Annotated in this window: 17 protein-coding genes; 8 read left to right on the top strand and 9 right to left on the bottom strand. The window is 53.4% G+C overall.

Annotated features, from left to right (window positions below; translation table 11 throughout):
- Nucleotides 1-43 precede the first annotated feature (43 nt).
- The 3 genes from tehB to ACM615_RS05550 form a co-directional block, all read right to left on the bottom strand.
- On the bottom strand, nucleotides 44-643 hold the full coding sequence (gene tehB / locus ACM615_RS05560) for a tellurite resistance methyltransferase TehB (protein WP_129639558.1): 600 nt from the start codon (nucleotides 641-643) through the stop codon (nucleotides 44-46).
- Between the two features lie 81 nt (nucleotides 644-724).
- On the bottom strand, nucleotides 725-1,252 hold the full coding sequence (locus tag ACM615_RS05555; protein ID WP_129639557.1) for a GNAT family N-acetyltransferase: 528 nt from the start codon (nucleotides 1,250-1,252) through the stop codon (nucleotides 725-727).
- A 19-nt stretch (nucleotides 1,253-1,271) separates the two neighbouring features.
- Nucleotides 1,272-2,195 (bottom strand): LysR family transcriptional regulator, encoded by a 924-nt coding sequence (locus tag ACM615_RS05550; protein ID WP_129639556.1) that lies wholly within the window; start codon nucleotides 2,193-2,195, stop codon nucleotides 1,272-1,274.
- A gap of 114 nt (nucleotides 2,196-2,309) precedes the next feature.
- Between ACM615_RS05550 and ACM615_RS05545 the strand changes: the two genes are divergently transcribed.
- Entirely contained in the window at nucleotides 2,310-3,698 is a 1,389-nt protein-coding gene (locus ACM615_RS05545; RefSeq protein ID WP_129639555.1) for an MFS transporter, read from the top strand.
- On the top strand, nucleotides 3,695-4,084 hold the full coding sequence (locus ACM615_RS05540) for a DUF4440 domain-containing protein (RefSeq protein ID WP_112289594.1): 390 nt from the start codon (nucleotides 3,695-3,697) through the stop codon (nucleotides 4,082-4,084). The genes ACM615_RS05545 and ACM615_RS05540 overlap by 4 nt, the downstream gene beginning before the upstream one ends.
- Before the next feature lie 56 nt (nucleotides 4,085-4,140).
- Here ACM615_RS05540 and ACM615_RS05535 read toward each other — a convergent pair whose 3' ends face one another.
- From ACM615_RS05535 to ACM615_RS05525, 3 genes are read right to left on the bottom strand one after another with little or no spacing between them, the layout of a single operon-like run.
- Nucleotides 4,141-5,412 (bottom strand): c-type cytochrome, encoded by a 1,272-nt coding sequence (locus ACM615_RS05535; protein WP_420849425.1) that lies wholly within the window; start codon nucleotides 5,410-5,412, stop codon nucleotides 4,141-4,143.
- A 15-nt stretch (nucleotides 5,413-5,427) separates the two neighbouring features.
- Nucleotides 5,428-7,197: a GMC family oxidoreductase gene (locus ACM615_RS05530; protein WP_129639553.1), complete on the bottom strand. Its 1,770-nt coding sequence runs from the start codon at nucleotides 7,195-7,197 to the stop codon at nucleotides 5,428-5,430.
- 46 nt (nucleotides 7,198-7,243) lie between these two features.
- On the bottom strand, nucleotides 7,244-7,969 hold the full coding sequence (locus ACM615_RS05525; RefSeq protein ID WP_120163306.1) for a gluconate 2-dehydrogenase subunit 3 family protein: 726 nt from the start codon (nucleotides 7,967-7,969) through the stop codon (nucleotides 7,244-7,246).
- A 629-nt stretch (nucleotides 7,970-8,598) separates the two neighbouring features.
- Here ACM615_RS05525 and ACM615_RS05520 point away from each other — a divergent pair.
- The 3 genes from ACM615_RS05520 to ACM615_RS05510 are packed head-to-tail and all read left to right on the top strand — an operon-like array spanning nucleotide 8,599 to nucleotide 13,097.
- Nucleotides 8,599-9,786 (top strand): efflux RND transporter periplasmic adaptor subunit, encoded by a 1,188-nt coding sequence (locus tag ACM615_RS05520; RefSeq protein WP_129639552.1) that lies wholly within the window; start codon nucleotides 8,599-8,601, stop codon nucleotides 9,784-9,786.
- Nucleotides 9,783-11,723: a MacB family efflux pump subunit gene (locus ACM615_RS05515; RefSeq protein WP_129639551.1), complete on the top strand. Its 1,941-nt coding sequence runs from the start codon at nucleotides 9,783-9,785 to the stop codon at nucleotides 11,721-11,723. The genes ACM615_RS05520 and ACM615_RS05515 overlap by 4 nt, the downstream gene beginning before the upstream one ends.
- A gap of 3 nt (nucleotides 11,724-11,726) precedes the next feature.
- Entirely contained in the window at nucleotides 11,727-13,097 is a 1,371-nt protein-coding gene (locus ACM615_RS05510) for an efflux transporter outer membrane subunit (RefSeq protein ID WP_113876523.1), read from the top strand.
- A 55-nt stretch (nucleotides 13,098-13,152) separates the two neighbouring features.
- Here the strand turns inward: ACM615_RS05510 and ACM615_RS05505 are convergent, their stop codons facing one another.
- The gene (locus ACM615_RS05505; RefSeq protein WP_129639550.1) at nucleotides 13,153-14,196 is read right to left on the bottom strand and encodes an AraC family transcriptional regulator; all 1,044 of its coding nucleotides are present in this window, start codon (nucleotides 14,194-14,196) and stop codon (nucleotides 13,153-13,155) included.
- Between the two features lie 62 nt (nucleotides 14,197-14,258).
- Between ACM615_RS05505 and ACM615_RS05500 the strand changes: the two genes are divergently transcribed.
- On the top strand, nucleotides 14,259-15,461 hold the full coding sequence (locus ACM615_RS05500) for an MFS transporter (RefSeq protein WP_129639549.1): 1,203 nt from the start codon (nucleotides 14,259-14,261) through the stop codon (nucleotides 15,459-15,461).
- A 93-nt stretch (nucleotides 15,462-15,554) separates the two neighbouring features.
- On the opposite strand, the gene ACM615_RS05495 is transcribed toward ACM615_RS05500, so the two are convergent.
- The gene (locus ACM615_RS05495; protein ID WP_113876520.1) at nucleotides 15,555-15,947 is read right to left on the bottom strand and encodes a nuclear transport factor 2 family protein; all 393 of its coding nucleotides are present in this window, start codon (nucleotides 15,945-15,947) and stop codon (nucleotides 15,555-15,557) included.
- A 94-nt stretch (nucleotides 15,948-16,041) separates the two neighbouring features.
- On the opposite strand from ACM615_RS05495, the gene ACM615_RS05490 reads away from it, so the two are divergent.
- Nucleotides 16,042-16,821: an AraC family transcriptional regulator gene (locus tag ACM615_RS05490; RefSeq protein WP_129639548.1), complete on the top strand. Its 780-nt coding sequence runs from the start codon at nucleotides 16,042-16,044 to the stop codon at nucleotides 16,819-16,821.
- Here ACM615_RS05490 and ACM615_RS05485 read toward each other — a convergent pair.
- A complete protein-coding gene (locus ACM615_RS05485; protein WP_112289608.1) occupies nucleotides 16,791-17,825 on the bottom strand; it encodes a LacI family DNA-binding transcriptional regulator in 1,035 nt (344 codons plus the stop codon). The genes ACM615_RS05490 and ACM615_RS05485 overlap by 31 nt on opposite strands.
- A gap of 344 nt (nucleotides 17,826-18,169) precedes the next feature.
- On the opposite strand from ACM615_RS05485, the gene ACM615_RS05480 reads away from it, so the two are divergent.
- Nucleotides 18,170-18,493 carry a PTS sugar transporter subunit IIB gene (locus ACM615_RS05480; protein WP_255563976.1) on the top strand — a complete coding sequence of 108 codons (324 nt, stop codon included), beginning with the start codon at nucleotides 18,170-18,172 and terminating at the stop codon, nucleotides 18,491-18,493.
- Nucleotides 18,494-18,558: the final 65 nt, after the last annotated feature.

Raw genomic sequence — 18,558 nt, 5'->3', positions numbered from 1 at the left:
AGATTTACAGGGCTGGCGGCGTTCCCGCCAGCTTATTTTCACATCAAATCTTTTTCGCCAGCAGCGTCGCAAAGCGCAGCTTATAGCGGTTACCGTTTTCGTCGCGTTTATGCAACTCGCCGACGTCTTCGTTGTACTTCACGATTTCCCAGCCACGGTAATACTCGCGCAGTTCTTCAGGCTGGAAGGTGAACGGGAAGGGCAACGGGCACGGGAAATCCGGGCTGTCCATCGCGGCGACAATCAGGTTGTAGCCTCCGGTTTTCGTCGCAGCGTGCATGTCCTGAATAATATGCGGGATGCTGTCGCGTTGCAGAAACATCATCACTACCGTTGAAAAGATAAAATCATATTCACCGCTGAAACGATGCGTGTTCAGATCCTGCTCGCTTATATGAATATTTTGCAGGGATTCTGCGGCAATAATGTCATGCACTTTTGCGACGCTCATCGCATTGTTGTCCCAGCCGGTGACATCAAAGCCTTTCAGGTTGAGATACAGCGAGTTACGTCCGCTGCCACACCCTAGATCCAGCGCTTTGCCCGGCTGCACGTAATTTGCTGCGTTGAGAATTTCAGAATGGGTACGGGTAAGACCGTACTTTTCAGTGTAATAGTCTTCTGGTGCGAGGTGTTGTGTCATTCGCGGATTTCCTGAATAGTGAATCGTATACCCGCGATTATCCTCTAAAATAGCGTGCGCGCACCATGACTCTTAATGGGGTCAGCGGGTTATGCGGTGATCCGTCTGCCGGTAAAGGTAACTGCCGGTGCCATGTACCGGATCACCTTCAAAACCGACTTTTTGCATGCCGATTTTCTCCAGCACACGCTGCGAAGCCAGATGATTTTCGCGCACGGTGGCTGAGATCCGCTCAACATGCAGTTTCTCGAAACCTGCGTTCAACGATGCGCTGGCAAACTCCGTTGCCAGCCCTTTTCCCCACGCGATGGTCGCAAAGCGATAGCCGAGAAATACCCGGTGATTTTCGTAGCCTTCGCGAACTCCCAGCCCACCGAAGCCGATAATCTCATCCGGCTTATGACTCAACGTTATCGCCCAATGGCCGAAACCGTGTTCCGGCCATTCCTGTAACCAGCCGCTAAGTTTTTCCTTCGCTGCCGCCATGTCTTTGAGCGGACCGCGCGGATTAAACAGATTAGTTTGCGGATCGCCGTAAATAGCAAAAAATGAACCGATGTCATCAGCCTCGACAGGCCGGAGCAACAACCGCGATGTTTCGAGGATCATAGTCAGCGTTTTCCTTCTGTTAGCTGAAGTAAATCTTAGACTGAGCAGGAAACTCCGCCATCTGTTTTTGCAAAAAATCAATAAACCGCCGCACCTTTTCAGGGACATGGCGGGTGTTGGGATAGAGCGCGAAAATGCCCTGTGTCGGGAATCGGTGATCGGGCAGCAAATGGCATAAACGCTGTGCATCGATTTCCGGTTGCACCAGCCAGTCGGGCAGCAGGGCGACGCCTGTGCCAGCCAGCGCAAAAGCTAACAACGCCGACGCGCTGTCGGCGGTCACGGCCGGAGGCGAAGAAACACGAAACGGAATTTGCTCCCCACGGGTACGGGTTACCGGCCAGCTCATTGGCAGCGGCAAACGGCTGTGCGCAATCCATGAAGCCTGGGCCAGCTGCTCCGGTGTTTGAATACTTCCTGATTGTTGCAAATATGCCGCAGAGGCTACCGGCAGGATTTCAAAACTCCCCAGCGTGGCGGCGTGGTGACTGGAATCGGCTAACTGACCGAGGCGGATCGCCAGATCGAAGCGTCCGGAAATCAGGTCATCGTGATTCGAGGACGCAACGTGCTGAATGCGTAATTGCGGATGCAGTGCAGAGAACGCCGCCAGCGCCGGAACCACCACGCGTGCACCGTATTCCGGCGTACTGGTGATCCGCAGTTGTCCGCTCAGACCGCCGTGTTCCCGGCGCACGTCATCCAGTACCGATTCGGCTTCCTGCAATAAATCCTGACAGCGCTGATAAAAGCGTTCGCCCGATTCAGTCAGTGCCAGTCGTCGTGTGCTGCGGGTCAGCAATGCGACGCCGGTTTCACTCTCAAGCTGCTTTATGTTGAAACTGACCACCGCTTTGGTCAGCCCGAGCGAAGCCGCCGCGCCAGTAAAACTGCCTGCGTTAACCACCGCGACGAAAATCTCCAGCCGCTGTAAATTCAGCATTTCCTGCGTCCTGATTGTCAAAATATCTTTGACAGTGTAACTGCGCCGCGCCCGTTTATCCCGGACAATATCTTCGTTAGATTGCACGCCTTAACTGATTGTGGATGAGTGCAGATGAGTCACAGAGCGCGGGTTGCCGCGGTGTATTTGCTCGGTTTTTTCGTTGATCTGATCAACATGTTTATCGCTAACGTGGCGTATCCCGGCATCGCACGTCAGTTTGATGCACCGGTCAGCGCGCTGGCGTGGGTCAGTACCGGATATATTCTCGGGCTGACGCTGGTTATCCCGCTCAGTCGCTGGCTGGCCGCACGTTTCGGGGCGCGCCGGATTTTCATCCTTTCACTGACGATTTTTATGCTTGCCTCTGTTGGCGCAGCAAGCGCCGGAAATCTGACCACGCTGATTGCCTGGCGTATTGTGCAGGGGCTGGGCGGCGGATTATTGATCCCGCTCGGGCAGACGCTGACGTACGCGCTGTACCGCAGCCACGAACGTGCCAGACTTTCGGCGGTGATCATGCTGGTCGGGCTGATGGCACCGGCGCTTTCTCCGGCCATCGGCGGCATTATCGTGGACAGTTTCAGCTGGCGCTGGGTGTTTATTGCCAGTCTGCCTCTGGCGCTGCTGGCCTGGGTTCTGGCACTGCGCTGGCTGCCACAAACGGCGCGGGAACCGGCGGAGCGGTTTGATGTGAAGGGATTTGCGCTGCTTAACGGCGGGCTGACGCTGGTGTTATGGGGGCTGACGTCGCTGGGTGAAAGCAGTGAATGGCTGAGCGGCAGCGCATTTTTGCTGGCGGGCGCAGGGCTGATGGCGATGTTTGTTAGCGTCTCCCGAAAACAGCCTGAGCCTTTACTGGATCTGACGTTGATGAAAGATCCGCTGCTGCGCACCGGCATGCTGGTTTATCAGTGGGTTCCCGGCGTGTTTACCGGCGTCAGCCTGATCGCGATGCTGTATCTGCAAAATGAACATCATTTCTCGGCAACGCAGTCGGGAGGGCTGATGTTGCCCTGGTCGCTGGCGTCGCTTGCTGCCATCAGTTTTACCGGCAAAATGTTTAACCGGCTCGGGCCGCGGGCGCTGTTTATTCCCGGCTGTCTGATACACGGCGCAGGTATTGGCTTGCTGGCGCTGCTCAGTGTGTTTCCCGCAGCACCGTGGCTGGCGATCGCCGCGTTCACGCTGATGGGTGCGGGCAGCAGTTTGTGCAGCAGCACGGCGCAAAGTGGCGCGTTTTTACATATTCAGACGGAGAAACTGGCCGATGCCAGCGCGGTGTGGAACATCAACCGCCAGCTGAGCTTTTGCCTCGGCGTGACGCTGGTCAGCGTGATGCTCAATATTTTGCAGATTTACCTCCCGCAATCTGCGTTCAGGCTGGCGTTCATTTTTGCCGCCGCCAGCGTTATTGTTCCGGTCATGCTGTGTCTGCGGTTGCCGGGCCGGGAAATTGTGCAGGAACTGCATCAGCAGGAACTTCAAAAGGAAAGAAGATGAATCGTTTTGTGAAAGAAGTGTTTGATGCGCATGTGTTAATTCAGCGCTGGTTTACAGACTCCGCCGCGCCTGAGCAGGTTTGTGATGAACTGCTGGCGCGGTTTAGTCCGGCCTATTCGATGGTAACTATCACCGGCCACCGGCTGGATCATCCGGCGTTATGTGCTTTTTTCAGGGCGCAGCGGGGCGCGAAAAGCGGGCTGAAGATTGAGGTCGAAAAGCCGGTGCTGATTGCTGAAAGTGAAAAAGGCGCGGTCGTTGCGTATCAGGAACGCCAGCAGTTGCCCGGCCAGCCGGAAACGCTGCGTTATTCGACGGTGTTGTTTGTGGTGGATGCAGAAGGGAAAATTCTGTGGCGTCATTTGCATGAAACGCCAGCCGCCTGATCGCGTATAAAAAAACGGCCTTCCGCGAGGAAAGCCGTTGTAGCCTGCAAAAGTGATTACTTCGTCAGGGTTTTTCTGACTTCGCTGACATCTTTTGCGGTCACTGCCGGAGCATTGTTGCTCCAGCCCTGACGGATAAAGGTCGACAGTTGTGCCGCTTCTTCGTCCGTCAGACGTTTAGCAAAGCCCGGCATCACCAGCGTAGACGGTGCGCGCGCGGTGGACGGTTGCTGTGCGCCCGCCAAAATGGTGTGAATTAATCCGGTCGGATCTTTGGCATTCACAATCGTTGCCTGATCCAGCTGCGGGAACACGCCCGGTGCGCCTTTACCTGTCACGAAGTGACATGCACCGCAGTTATCCAGATACAAACGCTCGCCTTCGCTGAGATTTTTCGCCGCTGTCAGTTTGGCTTCGGTCGCGCTGGCTTTCTGCGTGTCCTCTGCCGGAACCGGCGGATTGCCGCCCAGGAATTTGATGTAGGCCGCGATGGCTTTCAGGTCGTCATCGGTCATGTGGGCAGTACTGTTTTCCACCACAGACGTCATTTCGCCGCCAACCGCCGCTTTGTCATTACGCCCTTTGCCCAGATAATCGACGATCTCCTGTTCATTCCAGTGCGCGACGCCGCGCAGGGAAGGGACGTCCCAGTTATTCAGGCTGCCGCCCGCCAGGAAATCAGAGTCGCTGCTGTCCAGCGCTTTCTCGTTCATACCGAAACCGCGCGGAGTATGGCAACTGCCGCAGTGACCGAGACTTTCCACCAGATACGCGCCGCGGTTTACCTGCTCAGAAGCCCCCCCGATTGGCTTGAAAGGCTTATCCGAGGCAAACGCCCAGTTCCAGAAACGCATCCCCCAGCGCTGACTGAACGGGAAACTCAGATCCGTTTCCGGTGGCTGTTCCGCGCTCGGTTTTACGCCCTGCATAAAGTAAACGTAAAGCGCGTGCATATCTTCATCGTTGATTTTGGCGTAATCCGGATAAGGCATCGCCGGATACAAACGGGTGCCGTCAGGCAGAACGCCTTTACGCACCGCATCAGAGAACTGTGCTTCGGTATAACCGCCAATGCCGTGGTCTTTATCTGGCGTAATGTTGGTGGAATAAATGGTGCCCAGATTAGAGTTGATCGCCAGTCCACCGGAAAACGCCGGTTTGCCCGCGACTGTATGACACGCGCCGCAGTCGCCCAGACGCGCCACATATTCGCCCTGTTTGATCAGCGCTGCGTTATCGGATTTTGTATTGGTATCCGCCTGCGCATTCGCCATAAAACCTGCTCCCAGCAGCAGAGCATTAGCGATAAATAAACTTTTGAGTTTCATCCTGTTCATCTCCGCTTATGCCTGAACCAGTGGACCAGGGTTTTTCAGGTACTGATCTTTAATCGCCTGCGCCGCCATCAGGGTGATCGCGCCGATGGTGTCCGTCGGGTTGGCCTGGAAGTTTTGCGGGAACGCATTACCGCCCGGCACAAACACGTTATGCACATCCCAGCTTTGCAGGAACTTGTTCAGCGCCGAGGTTTTCGGGTTATCGCCCATCACCGCGCCGCCCACGTTATGCGTGGAAACGTACTTGGTCAGGTCAAAATGCGCGTCCATCGGCAGGAAGCTTTCGCTGTAGCTGTCCGGGTTCAGCTCTTTGGTGATATTGCCGACGATGCCTTTCAGGTATTGCTGCAATTTGAGTTCGTTCTGTTTCCAGTCGAAGGTCATGCGCAGCAGCGGATAGCCGTATTCGTCTTTGTAGTTCGGATCGAGATCCAGATAAATGTCGCGGTAAGACTGGCAGGTTGTCGTGATGCTGATTTTCATCGAATGGCCGTACCATTCTTCCATCCCTTCTTTCCAGCCGGTGCCCCACGCAGGCGTGCCTTTTGGCAGCGAGGTGCTGATTGGCGTGCCGGTGGCCTGAGAACTGTGGATTTTCGCGCCGCCGATGAAACCTAAAGAAGGGCCGTCGAAGTTGCCCGGAGAGATGTCGTTGAACATCTGGCCGGTAGCGCCTGCGGTGGCGAACGGGTTGAAGTTTTTTTCTTTGAAGAACAGCGTCGAGCCGCCGTTACTCAGGAACGCGTAGTTACGGCCAATCACGCCTTCTTCAGTGATCGGGTTGTATGGTTTGCCGATCCCGGACAGCAGCATCAGGCGCACGTTACAGAACTGGAAGCTGCTCAGCACCACGATTTTTGCCGGCTGGAAGCATTCGTTGCCGTCTGCATCCATGTAGATCACGCCTTTGGCGGTTTTCTTATCATCGTGCAATTCGACTTTCAGCACGTTGGCGTGGACTTCATAAGAGAAGTTATCCATGCGTTTCAGTGCGTCCATCACGGCGGTTTGCGGTGAAGCTTTCGAGTAGTTCAGGCACGGATATTTACTGCAATAACCGCAGTAGTTACACGGCGCAATCTGGTTGCCGTAAGGGTTGGTCCACGCGCGGGATACGCAGGCCGACGGGTTCGGGAACGGGTGATAGCCCATTTTTTTGGTGACTTCAGCAAACATGCTGCTGTTGAGTGTATCTTCCAGCGCTGGCAGCGGGTAAGGCTCGGAGCGCGGGCCTTCGAACGGGTCACCGCCTTCCATAATCTGACCGCGCAGGTTACCGGTTTTACCGGACTGGCCACAGATATGCTCAAATTTAGTGTAATACGGCTCGATTTCGTCCCACGTGAACGGGAAGTCCATGATCCGCATATCTTCCTGCAGGATGCCCGGCTTGTAGGCTTCGTCGGCGTAGGTTTTGAGTTTTAAATCGGTCGGCGTCGGGCGGATCAGAACCGCCGTCCAGTGCAGACCAGAACCACCGACGCCGGTACCCGGCGCAAACGCGCCCCATTTACGGGTCGGCAGGGCGGTTTCACTCATGTTGTAACGCACGGTGACCGCGGCTTCAGCCGGCGTCGCCATGACTTTGTTACGCACCGCGTAGGCGTATTCGTCCGCCGGTTTCGGGTATGCAAATTCTTCGTAGCCGCGATCGCCGCCGCGTTCGAGGGCGCGAACGGTCAGGCCTGCCATTGCCAGCTCGATACTCATCAGCGAGCCAGCCCAGCCTAGGCCGACAACAACGACGTCGACTTCTGGTTTAGTTACTTTTGCCATCTTAAATCCTGTCAGTCATCAGAAAAGGGGAATTAGGGCGCCGCAATCAGGCACGCGCGCCTTGCAGGCTCACTGGCCCCAGCGGATACGGGACGTTGTGCTGCTTAACCCACTCGGTGAAACTGGCGCGAGCGCCGGGGAATCCGATGGCGATCCACGCCTTCATCCCTTTGTTTCCGCCGTAGATCGGATCTGCCAGATAACCGTGTTTGGTGTCTGAAAGCAGTTCGCTGAAGAATTGCGAAGCGACGAGATTCTCTTCGCCTGCGTCCGCAAACTTAATGCCGTTTTTCTGAAGCTGCGTCAGTACGTTGTCTTTGTCCTGATCGTTAAGCTCATGGAAGGCTTTCTGATGATTTTGCTGACACCAGCTGTTCGCGATACGAATGCCGGTTTTGTAGATTTGCTGCGGACGGAACGGGATCTGATATCCCATCGTCGCCGGTGCATGTACGTTGAACGGGCCCTGCATGTAAATTTCTTCACCGAAATCACCGTGCATTTGCTGATCGATAAAAATCGGCACGTTGGTTTCGAGTGCGCCCGGCGCTTTACCTTTGCCGCCAGCAGGGATCAGACGGTCAGCGGCGGCCATAATAAATTGCCACTCATCGGCGCTGAAAAATATCGGTTTATAATCGAGCAAATCCGGGGCAGCCATTTCCGCAGCTTGTGCCGCTGACAGCCCTTTCATCATGATGGTCCCGACAGGCAAAGCCATCAGCGACCCAAGTAAAAACTTGCGACGGGTTGTTTTTTTTTGAAGGAGCATAGAATTACGACTCTCACATACCTGATGTTAAGTTTGGGTTAATTATTATTATTTTTGGGTACAAGCCGATAATATCACCGCTACATTTAAAATAAATGAATAAATTCCACATGAACTATGAGGTGGGAAATATCTTAATGATCTCAACAGGATTAATTTGAATTAAAAGTCATAATAATCAATAGGATATACTGTTATCTGATTATTGCAGATGAGAAGAGGAATAGCATTGTTTATCAAAGTCTTCTTTATAATTCCATTGGCTGAATTTAGTTCAATCTAATTCCGCATTGAAAGCTTCTGTTATTTGTTGTTATGAATGTTAGCTAACATTTTTAACAAATAGGAATGGGTTTCAATTAGGGTGATATCTATTTGTGGGACAAAAGTGAAGTTGAAATAAGCTACAAGTTAACCATTCCCCGGCAAAGAGAGGGTGAAGATGATTAACGACAACCTCCAATGAGGCTACCCGTTCACTTTAATCCAAAAAGGGATCCGGGAATGTGCTATCTCCGACTTTGTGCAAGGGGATAGCCGCTAACCCCGTGTTTAACTCCCGTAGAGACTCAGGGGGGCAAAATGATATCTTAGATCGCTGCGTTTTAATGTTATGGAAAACCCGCACAATGTTAATGAAACTCCCTTCACGTCGCGTCGCCATTTTTGCTGCGGTGATGCTTACTGTTCTTATCATCGTCTCCTTGTTCTTCCTGCGCAGCGCGCCGGTCCCGGAGTATGTCACGGCTCCGGTGCGTAAAGGGGATATTGAAAATACCGTACTGGCTACCGGCCGAATCGATGCGATTGAGCGCGTTAACGTCGGTGCTCAGGTCTCAGGCCAGGTAAAATCGCTGAAAGTTAAGCCTGGCGATCAGGTCATTAAAGGGCAACCGATAGCTGACATTGACGATGTGCCGCAGCGTAATGATTTGCGCACCGCAGAAGCCGCACTCAACGTGGTCAAAGCCGATCTGCAAGCCAAGCAGGCGCTCTTAAAACAGGCTGAACTCCGTTACAAACGGCAGCGGCAGATGCTTAACCAAGAAGCCAGCTCACGTGAAGATTTTGAGTCCGCAGAAGCCACGCTGGCTACCACGCGTGCGGAGCTACTGTCGCTTAACGCGCGTCTGGTGCAGGCGCAGATCGAGGTGGATAAGAAAAAGGTCGACCTGAGCTATACACGTGTCGTCGCGCCGATGGACGGCATCGTTATCGCAGTAGTGACCCAGCAAGGGCAGACGGTTAACTCCAGCCAAAGTGCACCGACAATTATCAAACTTGCACGACTGGATGTGATGACCATTAAGGCGCAGATCTCTGAGGCCGATATCACCCGTATTTTCATCGGCCAAAAAGCGCGCTTCACCATTTTCTCGGAACCTGACAAAGAGTATGACGCGATACTGCGCACCGTTGAACTGGCGCCGGAATCGGTAATGAAAGACGACACCCTTGCCAGCAGCAGTTCGGCATCAGGCTCAGGTACCTCGAATGCGTCCGTCTACTACAACGCGCTGCTGGACGTGCCCAATCCGGAAAACCGGCTGCGAATTGCCATGACTGCTCAGGTCACGCTGCTTGCCGGTGAAGGTAAAAATACGCTTCTGGTGCCCATTCAGGCGGTGCATAAAGCAGATGGCAATAAGCAGCAGGTGCAGGTTTTGACAAGTAACGGCAAGCTTGAAACCCGACAGGTAAAAACCGGAATAACCAACAGCGTGGATATTGAGATCCTTGATGGCGTGAAAGTCGGGGAAAAGGTGGTGCTGTCGCAGCCGGGTGAAAAAGCACCTGGGGATGGGTTCGTGCTGTGAGCAATATTATTGAGCTTAACGGTATTAGCCGTACCTACCGTAATGGTGGCCAGACGCTTACCGTCCTCAAAGAGGTGAGTCTGACGATCGCGGCAGGTGAACTGGTGGCGATTATCGGCGCATCAGGGTCGGGTAAATCGACCCTGATGAACATCATGGGTTGCCTTGATGTCCCCGACAGCGGGAATTATTACATCGGCGGGCAAAATGCTGCCCAGCTTTCACCGGATGAGCTTGCAAGAATACGCCGGGAACATATCGGCTTTATCTTCCAGCGCTATCATTTGATGCCAGACCTCAGCGCACTGGGCAATGTTGAGATCCCTGCCATTTACGCCAACAGCGGGCGTGACCAGCGTCGGCTGCGAGCCGCAGCACTGCTGGGCAGGCTCGGGCTGGAAGGGCGGGAGCATCATAAACCCGGTGAACTTTCCGGCGGTCAGCAACAGCGTGTCAGTATTGCCCGCTCGCTGATTAATGGCGGAGAGATAATTCTGGCGGACGAACCGACCGGTGCGCTGGATTCACAGTCAGGGCAGGAAGTGCTGGCCATCCTCAGCGAACTTCACCAGCGGGGTCATACCGTGGTGATAGTGACCCACGACATGAAGGTGGCGCAACATGCTCAGCGGATTATCGAACTGCGCGACGGCGAAATTATCTCAGACAGCGGCAGCCGCCTGACCGCGACAGAAAAACTGCCGCCTGCCAACAGGAACCGGCAAAGTCGTTGGCAAAGTTTTCTCGATCGTACACGTGAATCGCTGGGAATGGCGCTGAAAGCGATGAACGCACACCGTTTACGCACAACCTTAACCATGACCGGAATTATTTTCGGCATCGCTGCCGTGGTCACGGTGGTGGCGCTCGGTGAAGGGGCGAAGCAGCGGACGCTGGAGAATATTAAAGATCTGGGCACCAACGTAGTGAGCATTTATCCCGGGAGCGATTTCTTCGACGACAGCGCCGAAAGCATTCGTACGCTGGTGCCAGCAGATGCTGCAGCACTGGCGAAGCAGGGGTTTATTGACAGCGTAAGCCCGGAAGTCAGTGCCTCAGACACCATTCGTTTTCGCGGAAAATCCGCAACCGCCTCAATCAATGGCGTTGGGCGAGATCACTTCCGCGTTAATGGCATCGAGATTTTGCAGGGGGCAACGTTCAGGGACGATCGTAACGCCCTGCAGGAAGTGATCATCGATGAAAATGCCCGCATAGCGTTATTTGATGAGGCGGGGTTAAAGGCGCTGGGACAAATTGTATTCCTCGGTTCCGTACCAGCACGCGTTGTGGGCATCGCTAAGAGTAATAACCGTAGTTATGCACCCAACCGTATTACCGTGTGGATGCCCTACAGTACGGTAATGTACCGAATGGCAGGTAAACCGGTACTGACCAGCATCAGCGTCCGGCTGAAGGACAATGTGGCTAACGAGGCCGCTGTCAGTGCTATATCTCAGCTGTTGACCCAGCGTCACCGCGTAAAAGACTTCCAGCTTTATAATTTTGAACAGATAAGAAAATCCATCGAAAGTACTTCGATGACTTTCAGCATTTTGATTCTTATGGTTGCCTGCATCTCACTGATGATCGGCAGTATTGGGGTGATGAACATCATGCTGGTGTCCGTTACCGAACGTACCCATGAAATTGGCGTGCGGATGGCGGTGGGAGCGCGTCGAAGCGATATCATGCAGCAATTTATGATTGAGGCCGTCCTGGTGTGCCTGATAGGGGGGGCATTAGGCATCGCGCTGTCGTATGCCGCAGGCGCTCTTTTCACCGCACTGGCAGGCGGAATGTTTACCGCCATCTATTCCTGGCAGGCTGCTGCCGCCGCATTTGTCTGTTCAACAATCATTGGCATGATCTTCGGTTATCTCCCCGCCCGCAAGGCGGCAAGGATGGATCCGGTCGCTTCACTGGCCAGCGAGTAACCTATGAAAATATTATCACCTTTGGCTTTATGCCTCGCCGCCACGCTCAGCGCAGGCTGCGCAAACTTACTCAAAAGCGACTATCACGCGCCTGCCGTAGAGTATCCGGCCAGCTGGTATCACGACGATGCCGACGGGGAGTCCGCACCGTTTGACTGGAACGCGTTTAATGACCCCCTGCTGGATAGCTGGTTACGCCAGGTGATGGCAAGCAATAATGACGTGGCTTTAGCCGTGTTAAGGATGTACCGGGCAAGGCTTGACGCCGAGAGAGTGGGCATTGCAAGCGATCCGGGGTTAAAAGGGACCCTGGGCGTGGACAGCAGAAAACCACTTACCGGCGCATCAGGCTGGGAAAAGGGCAGTTCCGCCACCCTGAATACCAGTTATGAACTGGATCTGTGGGGCAAAATGGCCCGGCAGCGAGATGCCGCGGTTTGGGCAAGTCAGGCCACAGAAGAGGATCTGCGTGCAGCACGCCTGACCTTGCTCTCAGAGGCCAGTGACAACTACTGGCGCATTGGTTTTATTAACCAACAGATAAGCGTCCTTCAGCAGAGCATCGGTTATGCAAAAGAAACGCTACGCCTGGCGATGGCTCGCTACCACGCGGGTGGTGCTTCATCACTTGATGTGGTTGATGCCCGGCAAAGCTTGCTGACCCAGGAAAACAGACTCACCGGGCTGCAGCGTGAACGTTTGCAGGCGTTGAATCAGCAGGCGGTATTGCTGGGTACCGCGCCAGGCAGCCCCGTGGCTGAACCGATGACGTTGCCAAAAGGGAGAATGCCCGCGGTTAATGCGAACATTCCGGCCAGCGTGCTGAGACACCGACCCGATATCAGTGCTAAAGAGTGGCGGGTGCGTGAAGCTCTGGCCACCGTTGATATCAGGCGCACCGAATTCTATCCCGCTTTCAGTCTGACCGGTTCTCTGGGTACCAGCAGCAGCTCGCTGATGGCGTTCCTGCAAAATCCTGTCGGTTCCGTTGGCGCCAACCTGACACTGCCGTTTCTCGAGTGGAGGCAACAGGGCGTGGATGTAAAAATTGCCCGCAACGACTACGAACAGCGATTACTGGAGTTTAAGCAGTCGCTTTATAAAGCGATGAGCAGTATTGAAGACGAGCTGTCCCTGCGTAACCAGTTACTGGCGCAGGAAAAAAGGCTGCATGAAGGACTTGAACTGGCAAGGGAGTCTGAGCGACTGAACGAAGTACGATATCGCCAGGGCGCTGTGCCGGTCTCATTTTGGCTTGATGCTCAGGAGAAGCGCCGCCAGGCGGAGCTATCACTGGATGAAAACCGCTTTAATCAGTTCCAAAATCTGGCGAAAATCTATCTGGAATTCGGGGGTTCGGCGACGTTCCCATAAATACGGATAACTCATTTCTTAATAGGATGGAACGGTCCCCCGTGGGTATATCCATTTAAACGGCAGAGCCCGGATGGGTGATTGATGCGATTCCCCTTTGTCTCGCGGGTCGCTGACGCATAGCGCCCGGCGGATATCCATTGATGCGCTTAAAAGCTCTGCTAAACGCTGCCTGTGAGGCATAACCGAGGCGAAGAGCAACGGTGTCAATTGAGATCTTATCGTGAATAATCCAGTGACTTGCGATGCGCATTCGCACCTCCCTTGCATAGCGCTGGGGAGGTATGCCGATGATTGATTTGAAGCGTTCAGCAAAAACAGAACGTGACACATGCGACTGTGCAGCGAGCTCTGCAACAGACCACTCCCGACTCGTATCGCGATGAATGGCCAGAATAGCACGGGCGAGTCGGGGATCACGTAACGCAGCGATCAGGCCAGCGGCGTTCTCGCTGCCGTTTTCGATCCATCCACGCACAATCATGGCGGCCGCCACTTCTGCGAGGCGTGCCAGAATGCCCGCAAATCCTGCGCGTCCGGAACAGATTTCAAATTTCATCGCGCCCAATATAGGAACCAGTCCCGGATAGACCTGTTCATTTGCCTCAACCACTATGGCTTGCGGCATCAGTTTACCAAGCCCCTGCATTCCACCAAGATCGAACTCCATACAGCCATAAAACAGAACCGTGCTGGGTGTCGGATGCGAACTCGGACAAGTATTGATTCCGCTGACGGCCTCGCCCAAAGGCGCAGAGCCTAACGTGTCGATATGTTGAAATGAACAGCTGACATCCGATAAAAGCTGATGCTCCTCACCCTGCGGCATGAATACCAAGCTTCCGGCTTTCAATTCGTGCAACGTACCGTCGTGTGTGCGAAGCAGAGCAGTGCCCATAGCGATGTAATGAAAATAGGCATGTCCCGGTCTGTTGCTAAAACCGACGCCAAATTCAGAGCCAGTCTGTAAACGGCGATACTGCACGCCACGCAGGCGCATTTCCAGCAGCAGTTCACTGATGAGCTCGGATGACAGGGCAAAATGTTTATTCACAGGCATAACCGGCGTTTTGGGTAAAAAATCAGGATGTGGCATCATAGATCGTCCAGCTGCTCAACTCTAGACTTGGTGTTGTGATTTTTTCCCAGGAAGAGTGTGTTATGAGAAATGAAGCTACTGTAGCTGTATCCGCGAGTTTGAATAGCTCGGAACCCAAAGAATCCGCATGGATGGCCGTTATTTCACTGACGATGGGCGTGTTTGGCTTGCTGACTGCGGAGTATCTTCCTGCCAGCCTGTTGACACCCATGGCCGCCGATCTCGGTGTGACCGAAGCTCTGGCTGGTCAGTCTGTAACGGTAACGGCGGTGGTGGCCCTGTTTGCGGGTCTGATGGTTCCCCGCCTGACGCGTAATTATGATCGCCGAAATGTTTTGCTGGGTTTTACCGTGCTGATGATTGCCTCCAACCTGCTTGTCGCACTTTCATCCAGTCTGGCTGTTCTGTTAGTCATGCGCATTTTGCTGGGCATCGCGCTGGGAGGTTTCTGGAGTATGGCTGCTGCCGTGGCGTTGCGACTGGTCCCGGCTAAAAGCGTTCCGCGTGCTCTCTCCATTATTTTTAGCGGTATTGCTGTCGGTACTGTGGTTTCGATCCCGCTGGGGAGCTATTTAGGTGGGCTTTATGGCTGGCGTAGTGCTTTTATCGCTGCAACCGCACTCGGCGTGCTGACACTGATCTTTCAACTGTTTACCCTTCCTGGAATGGCGCCGCGTAGAATGACGATAACGGCATCTGTCATGGATTTACTCCGCCGCCCAGGCATTGCGATGGGAATGACGGGGTGTGTGATCGCCCATACGGGTCAGTATGCGCTGTTTACCTATATTCGCCCGGCGCTTGAAAATATTGCCCAACTCGATGTGGATCGTTTGTCATTGATACTGCTTGGATTTGGCATCGCTAATTTTATCGGTACGCTGCTGGCCGGGTGGCTGATGGAGAGAAGCCTGCGTCTTACCCTGATAATCATGCCAGCACTTGTCGGTTTCGCGGCATTAAGCATGATTTTGCTGCCACTGGAGGAAGAGGGATTGATGTTTTTCGTCGCGTTGTGGGGGATGGCATTTGGTGGCGTACCGGTTGCGTGGTCAAACTGGGTAGCGCGTTCGGTTCCCGATCAGGCTGAAACCGCTGGCGGCATGGTCGTCGCAGCCGTTCAGTCCTCAATTGCTGCGGGTGCTGCGTTGGGAGGATTACTCTTTGGTATCAGCGGTGTAACAGGTGTTTTCATCACCGCCGGTTGCATCATGTTTTTTGCCACGCTCGTTATTGGACTAAAGGTGAGGGTCGCGCTGACCTGACCACCAGACCAGGTAGCGAGTGAAGGGAAACGTATCAATTAAGCCTGGTTATTGGGTGGTGGTCCCCACCCCTAAGCTAAGAGTGGGGGACTGTTAATGTCTGCCCCCAAGATCGCGGTCACCTGATGTGCCGCGAATCATCCGGGTGAGTTCTTCGCAGCGGATGATCTTTCCAGATGACAACGTGAAGCGGGCAAAAACTTCAAATTCACAGTGTTCACCCTGAATTTTTGCTGCGTTGACATGATGGTGTGTAAACACCGTCTGATCCTCCGTGACGGCGGACAGAACAGAGACTTTTATTTGTGTGGTCTGTGATTTAAGCAGCGCCATATGCTGAATAAATTCGCGGTAATCGAGCCGGTGACCATCGACCACCTGCTGATAGCCCGGATCAAAGTAAAGGGCAATTTCATGCTCGCTGTGTTCAGGGCTGCAGACCACGTTTTGCAGTGCATCAATGACTGTCTGAGTTGTCTTTTTCATCGGTTCCTCCATTTTGAGAGCAGAAAGAGTACGGGAAGAGCGGATGAGGGTATTATCCGTATCTGGACAAGATATACGGTTAACCGGCCAGAAGATGAAAATTGAAAGATTCGACTACGACAGTCTGCATTCGACGCCCTGGCATAAACACGCATCCGGTCAGCTGTACTGGTTGAGTCATGGCATTCTTGTCATTGAAACGACGTCAGTACAGTGGACTGTCACACCGGGATCACTGGGATGGTTTCCCGCTGATGTCAGCCACAGGGCCTGGGTTCCGGCAGGCGTGAAAGGTCAAAGCCTTTACCTTGAACCTGCTTCCTGCTCACCGTTTCCCGCTCATCCGGGTGTCTATGGGGCAGATGCCTTCGTGATGGCGATTTTGGAACGCCTGTGCCGGGAAGGTGATCTTTCATCCTCTGCGGAATATCAAAGCCATCTTCTCAAATTATTAGGCTTTGAAATTGCCGGAGCTCCTGACTTGCCGCTTCAGTTGACGTTGCCCGTCGATCGCCGGGCGCGTAATGTCGCGAATCAATTACTGAAAAACCCGGCATGCGAGCTGGACCAGACTCAGCTTGCCCAACAATGGGGGCTCAGCGTTCGCAGCCTGAGTCGTTTGTTTACTCAACAAACCGGCCTCAGTTTTAGCCAGTGGAGACAGCAGGCAAAAGTGGTCACTTCATTGCAATGGGTGCTTGCCGGCTTGCCGGTCAGCGAGGTGGCGTTAAGAAGTGGTTACAGCAACGTCAGTGCTTATATCGACGTCTTCCGGCAACGTTTTGGAAAGACGCCGGGGCAGTTGCAAAATGCCCTCATTCGCACGGAGACTCGACAAACCCATCAGGCTGATTCCCGAATAACAAGCCGGTAACCCATATCCACAATAGGTTCTTCAACCGTGATGCCTTCGATTTTATCCGCCAGCATGTCCGCCGCGCGGATGCCCAGATCCCATTTTTCGACGCTGACGGTCGTGATGGCAGGGCGGTTGTGTGCGGCAAAATTCAGGTCTGCGAATCCGATCACCGAGAAATCATCGGGTACGCGTAAACCCTGCGCTTCGGCTTCCATAATGGCGCCCTGGGCAAGGGTGTCGGAGCTGCAAATGATGGCGTCGAACCGGTGACCACTGTCGAGCAACTGGCGCAGAGCATGGCGTCCGACTTCCATATTCGCCGGCCGTGACACAATCACTTCTTTAATGTCGTGCTCAGGGATCGCCCGCAATACGCTGATCGCCCCGTTTTTACGTACCATTGCGCGGCGATCCGAGGCGCAGATAAAGCCAAAACGCGTAAATCCTTTGGTGGCGAAGTATTCACCGATGGCATTGCCGACTTTTTCGTGCGAGAAGCCAATCAGCATATCAATCGGCGTCGGCGTCAGATCCCAAATCTCTACTACCGGGATATTGGCGTTCAGAATGATTCTTTTAAGCTCTGATGTGTGATGAATACCGGTCAGTACGATGCCATCCGGGCGGCGGGAAAGCAGCGTGGAAACAATATCGGTTTCGTCTTCCGGCTCGTAGCCGACAATACACAACAACATGTGGTAACCGCGTGCCGCCAGCTGATCGCTGATCGCCTGAACGGTATCGACAAACATATTGTTGTTAATTTGCGGCACGACGACGGCAATGAGTTTGGTGCGGCTGGTCGCCAGTCCACCGGCCAGCATATTTGGAATGTATCCGGTGCTGTTGACGGCCTCCATCACGCGCGCGATGGTCGCAGGGCGAACGACTTTGGGATTGTTTAAGGCGCGGCTGACTGTCATCGGAGAAAGTCCGGCAGCCTGGGCGACATCTTCGAGCGTAGCCGTACGGGAACGGCCTTTTTGCGATTTTATTTTATTATTCAAAACGTTGGTCACTGATGTCCGGAGATCGATACAAGAATGTTTGCGCAAACATTCTTAGTTTCTCATAACAGAACCGGCTTAGGTAGGCTTAAATGTTAATTTGTTGTTGCTTCATGGGCGCCGCAATCTTATTTATCCCCGCGAATTATTTGCCCAAAACGTGAAGGGAGTCATAGGCGTTGGTCAAGGAGAGACAATTTTGGTTAGTTGAGAATTATCCCCTGCCTAAGCGATGCCGTATACTCCATTCAGGCAGAGACAATAGGTCATTTTCATCGATTGGCTTTGAAAGCATTCTTACTGGTTTACCAGGAACCGTTGTCGGAGCTGTAATTTATTCGGGATATGAGGGTTTCATCATGGAAAAGAAAGTCATTTATTTGTTTTGTTCCGCAGGAATGTCTACCTCGTTGCTGGTTTCTAAAATGAAAATCCAGGCCGAGAAATATGAAGTACCGGTCATTATCGAAGCATTCCCAGAAACACTGGCTGCCGAAAAAGGTGCCGCCGCAGATGTGGTGTTACTCGGACCACAAATTGCCTACATGCTCGACGAAATCAAAAAAGTATTACCGGGCAAACCGGTTGAAGTGATCGATTCTGCTCTGTACGGCAAAATTGATGGGTTAGGTGTACTGAAAGCAGCGGTTGCTGCGATCAAAAAAGCAGCAGCGCAGTGATTTACCGTTTTTCCTTATTTTTAAATTGAACGTCTTTATATTGAAATTTTTAAGTCAAAGAGAAC

Origin of the sequence: Rahnella sp. PAMC25617, assembly GCF_050606005.1 — a bacterium.
GTDB lineage: Bacteria > Pseudomonadota > Gammaproteobacteria > Enterobacterales > Enterobacteriaceae > Rahnella > Rahnella variigena.
Note: the sequence above shows the minus strand (reverse complement) of the source record. Positions and strands in the feature narration are given on the sequence as shown.

What these genes read in the sequence shown, in the direction of transcription:
- ACM615_RS05500 (WP_129639549.1), top strand. Translation starts at nt 14,259, where the DNA reads ATGAGAAATGAAGCTACTGTAGCTGTATCCGCGAGTTTGAATAGCTCG.
- ACM615_RS05555 (WP_129639557.1), bottom strand. Translation starts at nt 1,252, where the DNA reads ATGATCCTCGAAACATCGCGGTTGTTGCTCCGGCCTGTCGAGGCTGAT.
- ACM615_RS05530 (WP_129639553.1), bottom strand. Translation starts at nt 7,197, where the DNA reads ATGGCAAAAGTAACTAAACCAGAAGTCGACGTCGTTGTTGTCGGCCTA.
- ACM615_RS05510 (WP_113876523.1), top strand. Translation starts at nt 11,727, where the DNA reads ATGAAAATATTATCACCTTTGGCTTTATGCCTCGCCGCCACGCTCAGC.
- ACM615_RS05520 (WP_129639552.1), top strand. Translation starts at nt 8,599, where the DNA reads ATGTTAATGAAACTCCCTTCACGTCGCGTCGCCATTTTTGCTGCGGTG.
- tehB (WP_129639558.1), bottom strand. Translation starts at nt 643, where the DNA reads ATGACACAACACCTCGCACCAGAAGACTATTACACTGAAAAGTACGGT.
- ACM615_RS05490 (WP_129639548.1), top strand. Translation starts at nt 16,042, where the DNA reads ATGAAAATTGAAAGATTCGACTACGACAGTCTGCATTCGACGCCCTGG.
- ACM615_RS05550 (WP_129639556.1), bottom strand. Translation starts at nt 2,195, where the DNA reads ATGCTGAATTTACAGCGGCTGGAGATTTTCGTCGCGGTGGTTAACGCA.
- ACM615_RS05545 (WP_129639555.1), top strand. Translation starts at nt 2,310, where the DNA reads ATGAGTCACAGAGCGCGGGTTGCCGCGGTGTATTTGCTCGGTTTTTTC.
- ACM615_RS05540 (WP_112289594.1), top strand. Translation starts at nt 3,695, where the DNA reads ATGAATCGTTTTGTGAAAGAAGTGTTTGATGCGCATGTGTTAATTCAG.
- ACM615_RS05535 (WP_420849425.1), bottom strand. Translation starts at nt 5,412, where the DNA reads ATGAAACTCAAAAGTTTATTTATCGCTAATGCTCTGCTGCTGGGAGCA.
- ACM615_RS05495 (WP_113876520.1), bottom strand. Translation starts at nt 15,947, where the DNA reads ATGAAAAAGACAACTCAGACAGTCATTGATGCACTGCAAAACGTGGTC.
- ACM615_RS05525 (WP_120163306.1), bottom strand. Translation starts at nt 7,969, where the DNA reads ATGCTCCTTCAAAAAAAAACAACCCGTCGCAAGTTTTTACTTGGGTCG.
- ACM615_RS05505 (WP_129639550.1), bottom strand. Translation starts at nt 14,196, where the DNA reads ATGATGCCACATCCTGATTTTTTACCCAAAACGCCGGTTATGCCTGTG.